At 69.8% G+C, this 15,935-nt stretch carries 12 protein-coding genes; 6 read left to right on the forward strand and 6 right to left on the reverse strand.

Annotated elements, in window-relative coordinates:
* Nucleotides 1–17: 17 nt before the first annotated feature.
* Both ACRXBZ_RS19435 and ACRXBZ_RS19440 read right to left on the reverse strand, forming a co-directional pair.
* The gene (locus ACRXBZ_RS19435; RefSeq protein ID WP_433880300.1) at nucleotides 18–3,113 is read right to left on the reverse strand and encodes a transglycosylase domain-containing protein; all 3,096 of its coding nucleotides are present in this window, start codon (nucleotides 3,111–3,113) and stop codon (nucleotides 18–20) included.
* 236 nt (nucleotides 3,114–3,349) lie between these two features.
* Entirely contained in the window at nucleotides 3,350–3,754 is a 405-nt protein-coding gene (locus tag ACRXBZ_RS19440; RefSeq protein ID WP_190819912.1) for a DUF5318 domain-containing protein, read from the reverse strand.
* A gap of 213 nt (nucleotides 3,755–3,967) precedes the next feature.
* On the opposite strand from ACRXBZ_RS19440, the gene ACRXBZ_RS19445 reads away from it, so the two are divergent.
* Together ACRXBZ_RS19445 and ACRXBZ_RS19450 are read left to right on the forward strand one after the other, a co-directional pair.
* Complete coding sequence (locus ACRXBZ_RS19445) at nucleotides 3,968–4,558, forward strand: PadR family transcriptional regulator (RefSeq protein WP_433880301.1); 591 nt, start codon at nucleotides 3,968–3,970, stop codon at nucleotides 4,556–4,558.
* 20 nt (nucleotides 4,559–4,578) lie between these two features.
* Entirely contained in the window at nucleotides 4,579–5,670 is a 1,092-nt protein-coding gene (locus ACRXBZ_RS19450) for an inositol-3-phosphate synthase (RefSeq protein ID WP_433883917.1), read from the forward strand.
* 248 nt (nucleotides 5,671–5,918) lie between these two features.
* Here ACRXBZ_RS19450 and ACRXBZ_RS19455 read toward each other — a convergent pair whose 3' ends face one another.
* On the reverse strand, nucleotides 5,919–6,770 hold the full coding sequence (locus ACRXBZ_RS19455) for a sensor domain-containing diguanylate cyclase (RefSeq protein ID WP_433880302.1): 852 nt from the start codon (nucleotides 6,768–6,770) through the stop codon (nucleotides 5,919–5,921).
* Nucleotides 6,771–7,062: 292 nt separating this feature from the next.
* Between ACRXBZ_RS19455 and ACRXBZ_RS19460 the strand changes: the two genes are divergently transcribed.
* The gene (locus ACRXBZ_RS19460) at nucleotides 7,063–8,382 is read left to right on the forward strand and encodes a glycosyltransferase 87 family protein (protein ID WP_433880303.1); all 1,320 of its coding nucleotides are present in this window, start codon (nucleotides 7,063–7,065) and stop codon (nucleotides 8,380–8,382) included.
* A 108-nt stretch (nucleotides 8,383–8,490) separates the two neighbouring features.
* On the opposite strand, the gene ACRXBZ_RS19465 is transcribed toward ACRXBZ_RS19460, so the two are convergent.
* Both ACRXBZ_RS19465 and ACRXBZ_RS19470 read right to left on the reverse strand, forming a co-directional pair.
* Nucleotides 8,491–9,801, reverse strand: coding sequence for a hypothetical protein (locus ACRXBZ_RS19465; protein WP_433880304.1), 1,311 nt, complete (start codon nucleotides 9,799–9,801; stop codon nucleotides 8,491–8,493).
* Between the two features lie 182 nt (nucleotides 9,802–9,983).
* Nucleotides 9,984–10,829: a hypothetical protein gene (locus ACRXBZ_RS19470; protein WP_433880305.1), complete on the reverse strand. Its 846-nt coding sequence runs from the start codon at nucleotides 10,827–10,829 to the stop codon at nucleotides 9,984–9,986.
* Nucleotides 10,830–11,027: 198 nt separating this feature from the next.
* Between ACRXBZ_RS19470 and ACRXBZ_RS19475 the strand changes: the two genes are divergently transcribed.
* Nucleotides 11,028–12,209: an AI-2E family transporter gene (locus ACRXBZ_RS19475; protein WP_433880306.1), complete on the forward strand. Its 1,182-nt coding sequence runs from the start codon at nucleotides 11,028–11,030 to the stop codon at nucleotides 12,207–12,209.
* A gap of 80 nt (nucleotides 12,210–12,289) precedes the next feature.
* Here ACRXBZ_RS19475 and ACRXBZ_RS19480 read toward each other — a convergent pair whose 3' ends face one another.
* The gene (locus ACRXBZ_RS19480) at nucleotides 12,290–13,519 is read right to left on the reverse strand and encodes a GGDEF domain-containing protein (RefSeq protein ID WP_433880307.1); all 1,230 of its coding nucleotides are present in this window, start codon (nucleotides 13,517–13,519) and stop codon (nucleotides 12,290–12,292) included.
* Nucleotides 13,520–13,661: 142 nt separating this feature from the next.
* Here ACRXBZ_RS19480 and macS point away from each other — a divergent pair, with 142 nt between their 5' ends.
* Complete coding sequence (gene macS / locus ACRXBZ_RS19485) at nucleotides 13,662–14,843, forward strand: MacS family sensor histidine kinase (protein ID WP_168585904.1); 1,182 nt, start codon at nucleotides 13,662–13,664, stop codon at nucleotides 14,841–14,843.
* Complete coding sequence (locus tag ACRXBZ_RS19490; RefSeq protein ID WP_168585905.1) at nucleotides 14,840–15,517, forward strand: response regulator; 678 nt, start codon at nucleotides 14,840–14,842, stop codon at nucleotides 15,515–15,517. Before macS ends, ACRXBZ_RS19490 begins: the two co-directional genes overlap by 4 nt.
* Nucleotides 15,518–15,935 lie beyond the last annotated feature (418 nt).

The following is a 15,935-nucleotide window of genomic DNA, read 5'->3' on the forward strand; positions in this document are numbered from 1 at the left end:
GCGTGTTCAACAGGTGCTCAGCCGGACTGCATCGTCGGGGTCGGCGCCACGTTGTTCGCCGATGCGTCGCCGGGGTCGCTGCCTCCGCCGCCGTCGGTGTTGCAGTTCGGGTCCAACCAGCTGCAGCGGCCCGGCTTCTCCTTGCTGGTGGTCGGCCTGTCCGGTTTGCCGGTGTCGCTCGGCTCCGACGTCGGCGGCGGCGACGTCTGGGACGTGGGCGGGGCCGCCGACGTCGGCGGGGGCGGCGGCGGGGTGTCCACGAACTGCCCGATCTTGTCACCTTCGGGGAACGGCACGACCTTCTTGCCCTGGAGGTAGGAGTCCATGAACTCCTTCCACACCTTGGCGGGCAGGCCACCGCCGTAGAAGCTCTGGCCGTTCGCGTTCTCCAACGGCTTCGGGCCGCCGTCGTCGTTCTGCATCGCCACCGCGGTGGAGATCTGCGGCACGGCACCGATCATCCAGGCGTTCTTGTTCTTCGTGGTGTTGAGCCACTGGTGGGTACCGGTCTTGGACACCACTGGCCGGTTGCCCGCCAACGGGACCTTCGAGTGCGCGGCGACGTCCAGCATCGATTGCGAGACGTTGTAGGCGATGTCCTTGCTGGTCGACGCGTCACCGAAGGCCGGCTCCGGCTTCGTGGTCGCGAGCGGGAACACGCCCTGCTCCGGGCTGACGGCCTGCTGTACGAAGTGCGCCGGAACCTTGTTACCCCCGTTGACGAACGAGGAGTACGAGGCGGCCATGTCCGCCGGGAGCACCGGGTACATTCCCAGCGCGATACCAGCGGCCACGCTGCCGTCGGGGCTTTCCAGCTTCGTCGATTCCGGGATGCCGGCCTGGTGCGCGGCCTCGGCCACCTTCTTGGGGCCGAAGTCGGCGGCCATGTTGACGAACACCGTGTTGACCGAGTTGGTCATCGCCTCTCGGACACCGCAGTGCGTCGGGACCTCGCATTTCACACCGGGCGAGTTGTTGAACTCGTGCCCGGCGATCACCTGCGGACCGGTGCCGTCGTAGAACTCGCCGATGCCCTTACCCTTCTCGAGCCCGGCGATCACCGCGAACGGCTTGAACGACGAACCCGGCTCCTGCGGGGTGCTGGCCCAGTCCAGGTCGCCGATCTGATTCTTGGACCCGTAGTACGCCCGGATCTCGCCGTTGTTCGGGTCGACCGCGACCAGCGAAGTGCGCAGCGTCTCCGGCTCCGAAGCCATCACCTTCTTCACAGCGGCCTCGGCCTTCTGCTGCGTGTCCGGATCGATGGTGGTCTTGATCGTGTAGCCACCGCGGGACAGGTCGCTCTCGGACAGGCCCTGGGCTTCCAGCTCCCGCTTGATGGCCTCCCAGATGGCGTCCTGCTCGGGGGAGAGCCTGCTGTTCTTCTTCCACTCCCCGCGAGGCAGGGTCTGGGGAAGCGTCATGGTCTCCCGCTCGCCCGGCTGCAGGAAGCCGTTCTCGTCCATCTGCCCGACGACGTACTCCCAGCGCTTCTTGCCCTTCTCCGGGTTCTGGCCGGGGTCGTTGCCGCCGTAGGGGCTCTGCACCACACCGGCCAGCACGGCCGCCTCGGCGGCGCTGAGCTCGCTGGGTTTCTTGTTGAAGTAGGCCCGCGCCGCGGCGCTGATGCCGTTGGCGCCGCGCCCGTAGTCCGCCGTGTTCATGTAGGCGAGCAGGATGTCGTCCTTGCTCTGCTGGTTCGTGATCTTGAACGCCAGCACGACTTCCTTGATCTTGCGGATGTACGTCGGATCCTTCTTGAGGTCCTGGTCCAGCTTCAGGAACTGCTGGGTGATCGTGGAACCACCGCCGACGCCGGAACCGGATACCAGGTAGTAGACCGACCGCAGGATGCCCTGGAAGTCGAAGCCCGGGTTGGTGCGGAAAGTAGAGTCCTCGGCCGCGATCGTGGCGTTCTGCATCGCCAACGACACGTCGTTGATGCTGTGCAGGACCTCCCGCGAGCCCTGCACGTCCATGCGGCCCATCGGGCTGCCGTCGGAGTACTGCAGCTCGACCGGCCGGTCCATGCTCATGACCTTGGCCTCGTTCGGCGCATCCCAGAAGATGTAGCCGTAGATGAACACGACGGCCGGAACCACGACGGCTAAGGCCGCGGCGACGTAGCAGGACCGGCGGATCCGCCGCCAGAGCCGACTGCGTTTTGCTCGGGCGGCGCTCATGTCGTCGTCCAGATCCGCGAAGTCGTCCGGGCCGTCGTCGAAGTCGTCGCCCCGGTACCGGTCATGGCCATTGCGGCTGTCGAGGTCGTCGCCATCCCGATCATTCCCGTCGTACCCGCTGTTGTACGGGTCGTCGTCGTAGTCGTCGGCGTAGTAGTTGTAACTGCCCTGTTCCTGATGCGTGAGCAACTGCGGCTCGGGGGCTACGCCCCCACCGCCACCAGCTCCACCTGCGGCTCCCGCCGCTGCGCCTGCGGCTCCCATGGCTCCGCCGGCCGCGCCCGCTCCGGCGGCGCCTGCGGCTCCGGCCATCCCGGCGCCTGCGGCAGCACCGGCGATCCCGCCTGCGGCGGCGCCGGCTGCGGCGGCTCCACCTCGGCGGCGATCGCTGTCGCGATCGTCGGCCGGGGTCTGCGGGATGTTCTGCGTCGGCTGCTCGCCGTCGGGCGGCTGCGGCGGACGCCCGGGCGGCGGTCCTTGCGGCGGGGGCGGCGGCCCCTGCCTGGTCTGCTGCGCGCCGGGCGGTGCTGGGGGTGGCCCCTGCCGTCCCGTGTTCGGCGGCGGGGGAACCGCCGAGTAGCTGGTGGGTAGGTCGAGCTTGCGCCCGCCGTTCTTCTCCGGTTCGCCCGAGTCGCCGCTGAGCCGCTTGCCCAGCGCCGAGTCGTCGCCATCGTCGTCGAACGACGGCGTCCACGCGCCGGTCTGCTCCTGCGGCGGCTCCCCGTCCGGCCACTTCATGGGCTGGCCAGGCGGTGGCACCGGGGTATTCTGCTGCGTTTCCTCCGCGCTGCGGTCCGCCCCGCTCGGCCACCGGGGGTTCGGCTGGTTCGGCGGCGCCGACCGCGGGCCCGGGCGCGGCTCTTCGCCGGGCCACGCCGGGCCGCCCGCACCGGGCGGTCCCGGTGGCGGGCCCTGCGGCGGGCCGGGCATCGGACGCTGCGGAGGCCGTGCCTGGTCACCCGGGCGCGGCGGCCCGGGGCGCGGCGGGGGTGGCGTGCCGCGACCGTCGGGATGCGGATGCCTTGAGTGGCGCCCTCGGGTGGGGTCGTCACGCTCGTCGTTCACGAGTGGGCCTCCAGGACAGGCGTCGTCGGACGCCGTGTGATGCGTTCACGTCGGGGATGCGCCGCACCGGGCGCGCGGCCGTGTTCGGGACACGACCGTTGTCACTCGGCTGCAGTCTTGCGCCGGGACCGGTTGTCGTTCAACCCACCGGTTCCGGTCACGTACGACAGCACGAGGTGGTTCCAGTTACATGTGCGGCATACCTCTACGACGTAGACGTTGAACTCCTCGAACATGGCCGCCATCCGGTCGAGCTCCTCGGGAGCCCGCGCCGTTCCGGACGCGTGCTTGAGGGCATCGCCGAAGACCCAGGACACCTGGGTCAACGGTTCCTTCCGGCACACCGGGCAGGTCACCCCGCTCGGCTCGCCATGGAATTTCGCCGCCCGAAGTAGGTACGGATCGGCGTCGCAGACCTCCATCACCCCGACCCGGCCAGCGTGGACTTGCGCGAGCAGCGCTCGGCGCTGCAACGCGTAGTCGACCACTTGCCGTTGGGTCCGCACGACCACAGGGTACGTGGCGACCAGGTCTGCCCCATGCGCCGATCAGGGCAGGCGACGCGACCGATCACTACCAGCGGTGACGACCGCCACCTCAGGCCCCTCGTGATCGTGCACTCCGATATATCGGCGCGATATAATCTGTCGGGTGGTCTGCCTCACCGCAGCACCGCCACTGGCATCCGGCGGTGAATTCGCCGGGCGGAGGAGGTGCGGATGCTCGAACTCGCCGTGCTTGGGCTACTGCACGAGGCCCCGATGCACGGCTACGAGCTGCGGAAGCGGTTGCACGACACGGTCGGTGCCTTCCGCGCGCTGTCCTGCGGAACGTTGTACCCGACGTTGCGGAGGCTGCTGCGCGCCGGGTTGATCGAGGAGGAACCCGACTCGCCCGGTTCGCGCGCGTGGGGTCGGCGAGCGCGCCGCGTGTACCGGACCACAGCCGCCGGGCGGCAGCGGTTCGCCGAGCTGGTCGGCGACTGTGGGCCGCAGGCCTGCGACGACAATGCATTCGGCGTGCACATGGTGTTCTTCTCCCGCACCCCGGCCGAGGTCCGGCTGCGGATCCTGGAAGGACGCCGACGCCGCGTCGAAGAGCATCGGGACGGCCTGCGTAGCGCGCTGGCGCGCTCCGAGGAACGGTTCGACCGCTACACCCGCGAACTGCACCGACTCCGGCTGGACCACAGCGAGCACGAGGTCCGCTGGCTCGACGAAATCATCGAACACGAACGCGCCGAGCAGTCTGCTGCGGCGCCGGGCCGACCCAGCGTCGGCGGGCAAGAACTGCAAGGACACGACAGATGAGTAAGAAGGAGGGCCCTGCCATGGGCGGAGATCGTCGAGCGGTGCGGGTGGCGATCGTGGGCGTCGGGAACTGCGCGGCGTCGCTGGTGCAGGGCGTCCACTACTACGCCGACGCGGACCCGGGCACCCGGGTGCCCGGCCTGATGCACGTCAACTTCGGTGATTACCACGTGCGCGACGTGAAGTTCGTCGCCGCCTTCGACGTGGACGCGAAGAAGGTCGGCCGCGACCTCTCCGAGGCGATCGTCGCCAGCGAGAACAACACCATCAAGATCGCCGACGTGCCGCCGCTGGGCGTCACCGTGCAGCGCGGCCACACCTTCGACGGCCTCGGCCGCTTCTACCGGGAGACCATCGAGCAGTCCGACGACCAGCCGGTGGACGTCGTGCAGGCGCTCAAGGACGCCGAGGTCGACGTCCTGGTGGCCTACCTGCCGGTGGGTTCCGAGGAGGCGGACAAGTTCTACGCGCAGTGCGCGCTGGACGCCGGGGTGGCCTTCGTCAACGCGCTGCCGGTGTTCATCGCCTCCGACCCGGAGTGGGCGCAGAAGTTCACCGACGCGGGCGTGCCGATCGTCGGCGACGACATCAAGTCGCAGGTCGGGGCGACCATCACGCACCGGGTGCTGGCCAAGCTGTTCGAGGACCGCGGCGTGCACCTGGACCGCACGATGCAGCTGAACGTCGGCGGCAACATGGACTTCCTGAACATGAAGGAACTGGAGCGGCTGGAGTCGAAGAAGACCTCCAAGACGCAGTCGGTGACCTCGCAGGTGGACCGCGACCTCGGCAAGCGCAACGTGCACATCGGGCCGTCGGACTACGTGCCGTGGCTGGACGACCGGAAGTGGGCCTACATCCGGCTGGAGGGCCGCGCGTTCGGCGACGTGCCGCTGAACCTGGAGTACAAGCTGGAGGTGTGGGACTCGCCGAACTCGGCGGGGATCATCATCGACGCCATCCGGGCCGCCAAGATCGCCAAGGACCGGGGCATCGGCGGGCCGATCCTGTCGGCGTCGTCGTACTTCATGAAGTCGCCGCCGGAGCAGTACTCCGACTCCGCCGCCTACCAAGCGGTCGAAGACTTCATCGCGGGCAAACTGGAGCGCTGATCGGCTGTTCGGGGTTGCCGCAAGGCCGGCAACCCCGAACGGCACGAGCGGCAGTTACAGCCTGTCGGCGAATGCTGTCCGCGCCTTGGAAGCGGCGTAGCCGCTTGCATTCACCTTGCCAAGACGACCATCGGCGGGCTAAGGAAACTCGCACGTTGCGCGCACCGCGACACGTGACGAGGTGTTCGCCGGAGTTGTCGCAAGCGGCGAAGCCGTTTGCCCACCCTCGCAACCATTCACCAACAGGCTCAATGTTGGAGCTGCTGCTCGGCCCGGGCCAGGACCGAGTGCACCGAGGCTTGGCCGTCGGTGGTCACCCACGACACCCGCAACCCGGGGCGAACGCGCTTGCGGCCGATGCGCACCGGCCAGCCCGCAACCTCCCGCGCCTGCTCGGCGATCTCCTCGCCGGTGCCGTTCGAGTGCTCCGCGACCACCGCGAACTCGTCGCCGCCGTAGCGGGCGACGGTGTGCTCGTCGCTGAGCCCTTCCCGGAGCCGGCCGGCCAGCGTGGTCAGCAGCTCGTCGCCGCGGTCGAAGCCGTGCTCCGCGTTGAAGGCCGCCAGGCCGTGCACGTCGATCAGCACCAGCGTGGACAGCGTGCCGCGACTGCGGGCGCGGACCAGCGACTGCTCCAGCCGGTCCAGCAGGAGCACGCGGCCCGGCAGCCCGGTCAGCGGGTCGAGCAGGCCGCGGCTGTGCGAGACGTCGGTGTGCACCGACTGCAGCAGCAACAGCACCCGGCTGCGGCCCTGCACCCGCACCGCGTGGTAATCCGCCCAGATGCGGCTCAGCGGTTGGCCGCTGCGGGCGATCACCATCGGGATGGACAGCGGCGAGCCGGCCCGCAGCACCTGCCCGGCCAGCTCTGCCCAGTCCGGCATCGGTGCACCGGTGTCGTCGCGCACCTGCCAGCCGGCGGGCCGGGTGCCGGTGAGCAGATCGGACTTGGCCAGCTGCATCAGTTCGGCGGCAACGTCGTTGGTGGCCAGCACCTGGCCGCGTTCGTCGGTCAGCAGCACGCCGACCGTGAGCCCGCTGATGAGTTCGTCCCAGACTGGCGCCAGCTGAGCTGATACGGCCACTTCGAGGACACTCATTCGGCCCCCTCCTCTCCACCGAACGGAGCAGTCCGTTTGAGCCTCCCCTTCGGGCAGGGCGAAATTCAAGGTCTCGGCGACTACCCGTATTGGTGGTATTCACGCTCCGCACATAACGGTGAGTCAGCTGTTTGCGGTGCGTTCCCTCTCAGGTCACCTCGGGCCGGGGCTTGATGAATCGGGCAGGTGAAACATCGCCCGTTGGCCCGGGACTCAAAATCGCCCCGCTGCGCCCACTTCACCCGATCGAATATCTACGCTGGCCGAGGTGCCGCAGGCGAGAGGATGGTGCATGCCCGTGCACGGGACCGCGGGTCGACTGCCGTTGCAGGAGCGGTTGCGTGACCAGCGATCACTGCTGGTCGTGATCGCAGTCGCGGAGCTGATCGCGGTGATGGTGGTCTCCACCGTCAACACGCACGACCACATCGACGGTGAGGTCTACCGGCTCGGCGCGAAAGCGCTGCTCGGCGGACGCGATCTTTACAACAACCTCCCGGCCACCGAGTCCGGGCTGCTGCTGCCGTTCATCTACCCGCCGTTCGCGGCGATCGTGTTCGCGCCGCTGGCGCTCATCCCGAAGGCCGCCTCGACCGCGGTGATCATGCTGGTCAGCCACGCCGCGCTCATCGTCACGCTGTACGTCGTGCTCAGCGCCTCGACCTTCCTGCGCGCGCACCGGGAGAAGGTGCTGCTGGTGACGGCCGCGGTGCTGCCGCTGGCCACGATCAGCGAACCGGTGCTGGAGACGATCACCTACGCTCAGATCAACATCGTGCTGATGGCGCTGGTCGCGGTGGACCTCCTATGGCGGACGGACGGCGCGAAGAAGCTGCCGTACCCGCGCGGCCTGCTGATCGGCCTGGCCGCCGGCATCAAGCTCACGCCGCTGGTGTTCCTGCTGCTGCCGCTGCTGCGCCGGGACGTCCGCACGATCGTGGCCTCGCTGCTGACCTTCCTGGGCACCGTGCTGCTGGGGTTCGCCCTGACCTTCGACAACGCCCGCCGGTTCTGGCTGCACGAGATGCTGGCCAGCAGCAACGTGTCCTTCGGCCCGAAGTTCACCGGCGACGCGTCGACGTACGCGGGCAACCAGTCGCTGCGGTCGCTGCTGAGCAAGATGTCGGCGCCGAGCCTGACCATCGTCTTCGTCCTGCTCGCGGCGATCGTGCTGGTGCTCGCGGTGCTGGGGATGGTGCACGCGATCCGGCAGCGGGACCTGCCGATGGCGATGACGATCAACGGCATCCTCGGGCTGCTGGTGTCGCCGATCTCCTGGTCGCACCACTGGGTTTGGGCGATCCCGGGGCTGGTGCTGCTGATCGGCGCGGCGCAGGCCAAGCGCGACTGGGCGCTGCTGCTGGCGACCACGTTGACGGCCGGGTTCTTCATGATGGGCCCGCACTGGAAGATGCCCCAGGGCCACGGTCTGGAGCTGCGCTGGAACTTCTTCGAGCAGCTGATCGGCAACTCCTACGTCTACTTCGGACTGGCGTTCCTGCTCTACAACGCGGTGCGCTGGTGGCGCTCCCGCCGAACGCCGGTCAAGCCCGTCAAGCCAGTCAAGGACGATCCGGCCTCCGACGCGCCGGTCACCGCCCCGGTTCCATAAAGGCAGCCGTGAGTGTTTTTCGGTGTTCTGGCACCCAAAAACGCTCACGGGTTCTTCGTTAAAAAACCGGGGCGAGCATGGTGCTCGCCCCGGTTTTCGGCTTTCGGGTCAGATGCGGTTGAAGACCACCGTGTCCGCGTTTTCCAGGGTGCGCAGCGCGCCCCGCGGGTTCAGGGCCGGCGTCGGCAGCGTCGCGCCCTGCACGGTCGTGATGTCCGGGACACCGCCGCCGAGCACCGGCAGCGCCCCGCCACCGGTCCGCGCCACGCCACCGGTCCGCGCCGCGGTGCTGGTGCGCGCCGCGGTGCTGGTGCGCGCCGCGGTCCCGGTCCGCGGCGCGGTGCCGTCCAGCGCGGAGGTGATCCGGCTGACCTGCGGCCCCGAGGTCTGGCGGCCGCCGAACGCGTTGAGGTCACCCACCACCGGCAGCGGCGCCGTCACGGCGGTGGACTCGCTGCGCCCCACGGTGCCCGGCGTCTTGGACACGCTGAGCAGGGGGAGGCCGACGAGGTCCGGAACCTCGTTGGCCTTCAGCTGGTGCTCGCCCGGCACCTCCAGCGGCATCAGGTCCGCGCGCGGCGTCGGCTCGGCGGCGACCGCGGTCAGCGCGCCGGCCAAGATCTCGCCCGGCACGGTGTGCAGGTCACTGCGCAGCCCGGGCAGTTCCGCGGAGGTGAGGTCCACCTGCTCCGGCGTCACCAGGCCGCCCGGGCCGTGCGCGAGCACGTCTCCCCAGAGCTCAACGATGCTGCCCGCCGGAGGAGTGAAGCCGTCGAAGTAGACCAGGTCATCGTGCAGGATCACGAGGTCTGCAGGGACATCCAGGAACGCACCCGTTCGAAATGCACCCTCGTCGAGGGTGTTGGCACCTCCTTGGAGCACCTCACCGATGGGACCGGCCCAGCTCAGCGAGCGGTGGAAGCCCTCGGCGGGGGTGACCGGGCGGTCCCCGCCGAACGGTGACAGGCCCGGCACGGTGTCCAGCGGGCGGGCGTCGGCCGGGTCTGCGACCCAGCCCGCCAGGTGCAGCGGAATGTTCCGCGACGGGGCGTGCCAGTGCAGGTCGCGCAGCGCCGGCATCTCCTGGGTCAGCTCGTTCTCGACGGCCGGCAGCAGGTCGCGCACCGGGTCCAGGGTGCCCGTCAGCGCGGTGACCGAGTGGCTGGCCCGCGATTCCACCAGCGGGGCGCTGTGCCGCGTGCCGGAGTTCTCGACGAACAGCTCGCCCGCGAAGCACCGATCGGCGGGCACCTCATCGTCTCCGAGCTCGTCGAGTACGGGGGGCAGCGCCGACTCCCCTAGCGGCGGGGCCGGACGCTCCGGGCAGGACCCGGCGGCGGACGCGACTCCCGTGCCGACGGCCAGCATTCCACCGGTGACCAATGCGGCCTGCACGCCGCGCTTCGCCCAAGTCTGCATGGACTTTCTCCTTCATGAGGCTTCCCCGGTCGGGGGAGGAAAATGAACTGTGGGCGCCACACCGTCATCGGAACTTGATCATCGATTGACGGTGGGCCTTCGGGAACTGCGATCTGGGTTGGGCGCGGCGGATTTCCTTTCGCCGGCAACGAGATCGGTCGTCGGCGCGCCGCGCGGGGGATCTAGTCGGGGGTGGTGCCCGGCTGCGGTTCGGGCACGCTGATCAGCGTGCCGGCGCGGGCGCGGGCCGGTGCCCCGGCGAGAGCGGGGGTGCGATCCGGTTGTGCCGGGTAGCAGCCGACCGGCGCGTTGTTGTGCTGCGGCCCGTCGCCGGTTCCACCGCAGCTGGGCGCTCCGGAGGGCGCGGGCAGGGCGAACGGCCTTGCCCAGTCGTGTCCGGGGGTCTCGCCGGGTTCCGGCGCCCGCCATTGGACGACCGACTCGGGTTGTTCGACCGAGTGCCGGTGCTCGACCAGCTGCGTCGGCAGCGGGACGGCGGGTGCGGCGGCCGGTGCCGACGCGGGCGACGCGGGCGGCGAATAGGCCGGCTGCTGGCCGGTTTCCCCGGACAGCAGCGGGCCCCCGAGGCTGTTCAGTCCATTGTCGACGGACGTGGGCAGGGCGGCGGCCTGGGTTCCGGTAGTCGACAGGGCGTCGTCGGCTACGTGCCCGACCCCTGCCGCGGACTCCTGCAGCACGCCGGTCACCGGCCGCGCCGCGTCGAGCAGCCGCCCGGCCGGATCGGACCGGACCAGCGCGACCGGGTCCAGGCGGGCCAGCGAGAACTCCGCCGGGCCGGACCGACCGGCGGCCGAACCGTCCACTGTCGACTCCGGCGGCTCGACCGGTCGCGGCGCCGATTGGCCGGCGGACACGGCCGGCGGGAGGTCCGCGGCGTCCGCGTGGATCCCGGAGCCGATGAGCCAAGCCGCGGAGGTCCCGGCGACCGTCGCGCCCGTCACGACCAGCGCACGGGTGAGCAGCCGCCACGGTCGGGCGGCTGCTGTCCTGCGGTCGCGGCGGGACATCTCGGTGCCAGAACCTCCTCGGCTTCGGGCGACTCCCCGTTGGAGCTCTCCTCGCCGCCGCGCACTCTTTCAAAACGCCCGCCACTTCCGTAAGCGCATAGCGACACCTTCGCTACATCGTGTTACTGGAGATCGGGTCCTGTTGCGCCCAGCGGTCATTCCGCCCATGGATTCCGCGGTCGGCGCTACGGTGACAGGGTGAACGACTTCAAGATCACCACGCGAGACGATGCCGCGGCGTCGATCCCCCGCGTGCTACGGGTCTCGGCGGCGCTGAGCTGGCGACTGCTGATGGTCGTCGGCGCCTTGTACGTGGTGGGGCTGGTCATCGGCCAGATCTACGTGGTCGTGATCCCGGTCGCCATCGCGCTGCTGCTGTCAGCGCTGCTGGCGCCGATCGTGTCCTGGCTGGCCAGGCACGGCGTGCCGCGCGCGGTGGCCACCGCGATGGTGCTGATCGGCGGGCTCGCCGTCGTCGGCGGCGTCCTCACGTTCGTCATCAACGCGTTCATCGAGGGCTTCCCGGACCTGCAGCGCCAGGTCGTCGCGAGCCTCAACCAGCTCAAGGACTCGCTGGCGCGGGGCCCGCTGCACATCAACGATGTGCAGATCGGCCACTACCTGACGCAGGCCCAGGAGTGGTTGGCGGCCAACCAGGCGGCGTTGACCAGCGGCGCGCTGTCCACCGCGGGCACCTTCGGCAACTTCCTGACCGGGCTGGTGCTGGCGCTGTTCACGCTGATCTACTTCCTGCACGACGGCCGCGGCGTGTGGCTGTTCGTGGCGAAGCTCGCGCCGAAGCGCGTGCGGCACCGGGTCGACGTCGCCGGCTGCCGGGGCTTCGCCTCGCTGGTCGGATTCGTGCGGGCGACCGCGCTCGTCGCGGTGGTCGACGCGCTCGGCATCGGGACGGGGCTGATGATCCTCGGCGTGCCGCTGGCGATTCCGCTGGCAGCGCTGGTATTCCTCGGCGGCTTCGTGCCGATCGTCGGCGCGGTGGCCTCCGGCGCGGTCGCGGTGCTGGTGGCGCTGGTGACCAAGGGCTGGATCGTCGCGCTGATCGTGGTCGGCATCGTGCTCGCGGTGCAGCAGATCGAGGGCAACGTGCTGCAGCCGCTGATCCTGGGGCGGGCGGTGCAGATCCACGCGCTGGGCGTGGTGCTGGCGATCAGCATCGGGATGGTGGTCTCGGGCATCGTCGGCGCGCTGCTCGCGGTGCCGTTGGTCGCGGTGCTGAACTCGGCGATCCGCTCGCTGGTCGAGGAGGAGGAACCGGCCGAACCGCCGGAACCCGCCGACCGCGCCGAGGCCGAACCCCCACCGGAGGAAACCCCGGACGAGAAAACCCCGACCGGCTCGGCCCCCAACTCGGAGGTCTGACGAATAGCGGACGCCGCCTTCGACCAGCTATCCCGGTCGAAGGCGCGCCCTTCACCCACAACCGGATCGAATGGTGCTGATCAGGCGAGGGTGACCGCGTTCCGGCCGGCTGACTTGGCCGCCAGGAGGGCCGCGTCGGCGGCCACCAGGAGATCCGTAAGGTCGTAGCCGAAGCGGGACGTGGTGGCCACGCCGATGCTGACCGTGAGGTCGTTGAGCTCCCGGTAGTCGCCCCGGGTGTCGCGGGTCGGCACGCACAGCGCCGCAGTCGAGGCCCTGATCCGGTCCGCCACATCGCACGCGACGTCGGTGTCCTTGCCCGGCAGCAGCACCACGAACTCCTCGCCGCCGAAGCGGCCGACCGCGTCTTCGCGCCGCACGCTGCTGCGCAGCATCATCGCGACGGCCGCCAGCACGGTGTCGCCCGCCAGGTGCCCGATCTCGTCGTTGACCCGCTTGAAGTGGTCCAGGTCCAGCAACAGCAGTGACACGGGTTGGGCGCGGGCCTGCGCTCGGTGGAGTTCGTTGCGCGCCAACCGCTCCCAGTGCGCCGCGTTGGCCAGGCCCGTCTTGGCGTCCCGCTGCGCCGACCGCCGCCACTGCGGCAGCTGGCTGGCGAGGTCAAGCAGCACCAACGGCGGCCCGGCCAGCAGCGCGCTGCCCGGCTCGATGCTCACCGCCACCGCCAGCAGCCCGCCCAGGCTCGCGGCGACGATGCCGAGCAGCACGTCGGTCGGTTCGCCCAGCACGTCCGCCCGTGCCGCCCCGGGGTTGCGCAGCCGGATGCCGACCGCGACCAGGAAGGCCCGCACCAGCAGCAGCACGGCCCCGGCCAGCACGAACAGCACCGGGCTCCAATGGGGTTCCGACCAGCCGATAAGGAACCGCGCGGACAGCGTGGCGATCGTGGTTGCGGCCGTGGTGAACAGCCAGCGGTGCAGCTCCGGGCGGCCGTCCAGCACCCCGTGCAGGGTCGGCCCGAGCAGCAGAAGCACCAGCAGGTTCGGCGGCAGCGTGAGGATTCCGGCGGCCAGGTAAGCGATGTGCAGCGTCCAGGGGTTGCGCCGGATCTGCCGCCGCACGTTGATCGACACCGAGGTGATCACGATGACGGTCCCGGCGGTGGCCGCCAGCATCGCGAAGGTCAGCAGCTCGTTCGACAGCGGCGACCGGCTCGTCACGAAGACCAGCACCACCAGCGCCAGGGCGACGGCCTGCACCGCGAGCACGTAGGCGATGGCCGCCGGCCGCAGGCGCCACAGCAGCCATCCGCCCACCAAGCCGATCACCTCCACCAATGAGCCTGTCACAGGGAACCGTCAAGCCGCAGCTCGCCACTCGGGCATTTCACGTCGATGCGGGGTCGTGATCACAAACACGCGGAGTGCTCGGTGCGGCGACCATCGCACACCAGGACGTACGGCAGGATGGTCCGCTGAGAAGGGAGCGAATGTGGGCCGTACGCAATCGCCGTCGCAACCGCAGGTGACCGACGGTCGCTCGCCGCTCTGGCGCGGGCACAACGTGTTCCGCGTCGTCACGTTCCTCTACGCCTGCTATTGGGTCATCGACCAGTACGGCGACTACCAGCGGCCGTGGTTGGCGTTGGTGGTCATCAGCCTGATGGCCGTGTGGACGGTGTTCACCATCTGGCGCTACCGGACCCGGCCGGGGCGCACCAACCGCATGGTCCTGCTCGACTGCATCGTGGTGACGGTGCTGTTCCTCAGCAGCGAATTCATCCTCACCGAGGGGCAGATGCTTTCGGCCAAGCCGTCGGTGGCGACGGTGTGGCACTCGACGATGGTCACGGTCGCGGCCGCGCAGTGGGGCATGTTCGGCGGTCTGGCCAGCGGGATCATCGCTACTGCCTGCAACTACCTGATCCGCGGCTACAGCGCTGCGGACACCTCGCTGGACACCCTGCTGCTGATCGGCAGCGGCCTGGTGCTCGGCCTGGCCTCGGACACCGCGCGCAAGTCCACCGAACGGCTGGCGCGCGCGCTGCGCGCGGAGGCCGCGACCGCGGAGCGGGAACGGCTGGCACGCGACATCCACGACAGCGTTCTGCAGGTGCTCGCGCGGGTGCGGCGGCGCGGCGCGGAGCTCGGCGGCGAGGCGTCCGAGCTGGCGAAACTCGCGGGAGAGCAGGAGATCGCGCTGCGCGCGCTGGTCACCACCTCGCCGCAGGAGACCACGGAGGACGGTGAGACCGACCTCGCCGCGCAGTTGCAGGTGCTGCGCACCGGCCGGATCCACGTGTCGATCCCGGGCAATCCGGTGCGGCTGCCGGAGCCGCTGAGCACCGACCTGTTCGCGGTGGTGCGGGAGGCGCTGGCGAACGTCGAGAAGCACGCCGGCGAGGACGCCCAGGGGTGGGTGCTGCTGGAGGAGCTGCCGGACGCGATCGTGCTCAGCGTCCGCGACGACGGCCCGGGCATCGCCGAAGGACGGCTGGAGCAGGCCGCCGCCGAGGGTCGGCTGGGCGTGGCGAAGTCGATCCGGGGCCGCGTGGAGAGCCTGGGTGGCACGATCACGCTCGAGACCGCGCTCGGCGAGGGAACCGAGTGGGAGGTCTGGGTTCCCCATCCGGGTGCGGCCCAGGGCAAGCGGCGCAGAGGAGGAAAACGATGAGCGAGCCGCCCGTCACCGTGATGGTCGTCGATGACCACCCGATGTGGCGCGACGGGGTCGCGCGTGACCTGATGGAGCGCGGCTTCGAGGTGCGGGCCACCGCGAGCGACGGCGCGTCCGCGCTGCGCATCGCGCGGACCGTCACGCCCGACGTGGTGCTGATGGACCTGAACCTGGGCGACACCTCCGGCGTCAGCGCCACCCTGCAGATCACCCAGGAGATCCCCGGCACCCGGGTCCTGGTGCTGTCCGCCAGCGGCGAGCACAGCGACGTGTTGGAGGCGGTCAAGGCCGGTGCCTCCGGCTACCTGGTCAAGTCGGCGTCGGTCGCGGAGCTGGTGGACGCGGTGCAGCGCACCGCCGCCGGCGACGCGGTGTTCACCGCCGGGCTGGCCGGGCTGGTGCTCGGGGAGTACCGGCGGATGGCGATCACCCCGGATTCGGGGTCGCAGGTGCCGCAGCTCACCGACCGGGAGACCGAGGTGCTGCGGCTGGTCGCCAAGGGGATGACCGCCCGGCAGATCGCCAAGAAGCTGGTGATCTCGCACCGCACGGTGGAGAACCATGTCCAGTCGACGCTGCGCAAGCTGCAGCTCCACAACCGGGTCGAGCTGGCCCGCTACGCCATCGAGCACGGCCTGGACCAAGAAGAGGCCCAACCCGAAGAAGCCTGAGCAGAGCCTGTTGGTGAATGGTCTGGGTGGGTGGTCGCTTAGCGGAACCTGAGAGGTTCCCTGGACTGCGGGTGCCCCTCCTGATGTATGTCCAATACGCGGCGGAGGGGCCGTCCTCACCAGAAAACCTCTCAGAACCCGCCGATGGTCGTCTTGGCAAGGTGAATGCAAGCGGCTACGCCGCTTCCAAAGGCGCGGACGGCATTCGCCGACAGGCTCCTAGACTGAGAACCCGCTGTTCGAGGCCCGCGAGCCAGCCCGGCTCCCGGGCCTTTTTTTCATTGGGTGACCGCCATCCGTGTGGGAATTTCGCAGTTCACCCGATCCACTGACGAAAACTCTTGTCGGGCCCGGGATATTCGCTGCTCACACCGTACGCACGGAACGTGACCGGAGGGCCTCGCGACGACCGGTGCGG

The organism is Saccharopolyspora hattusasensis, from assembly GCF_050972075.1.
Lineage (GTDB): Bacteria > Actinomycetota > Actinomycetes > Mycobacteriales > Pseudonocardiaceae > Saccharopolyspora > Saccharopolyspora hattusasensis.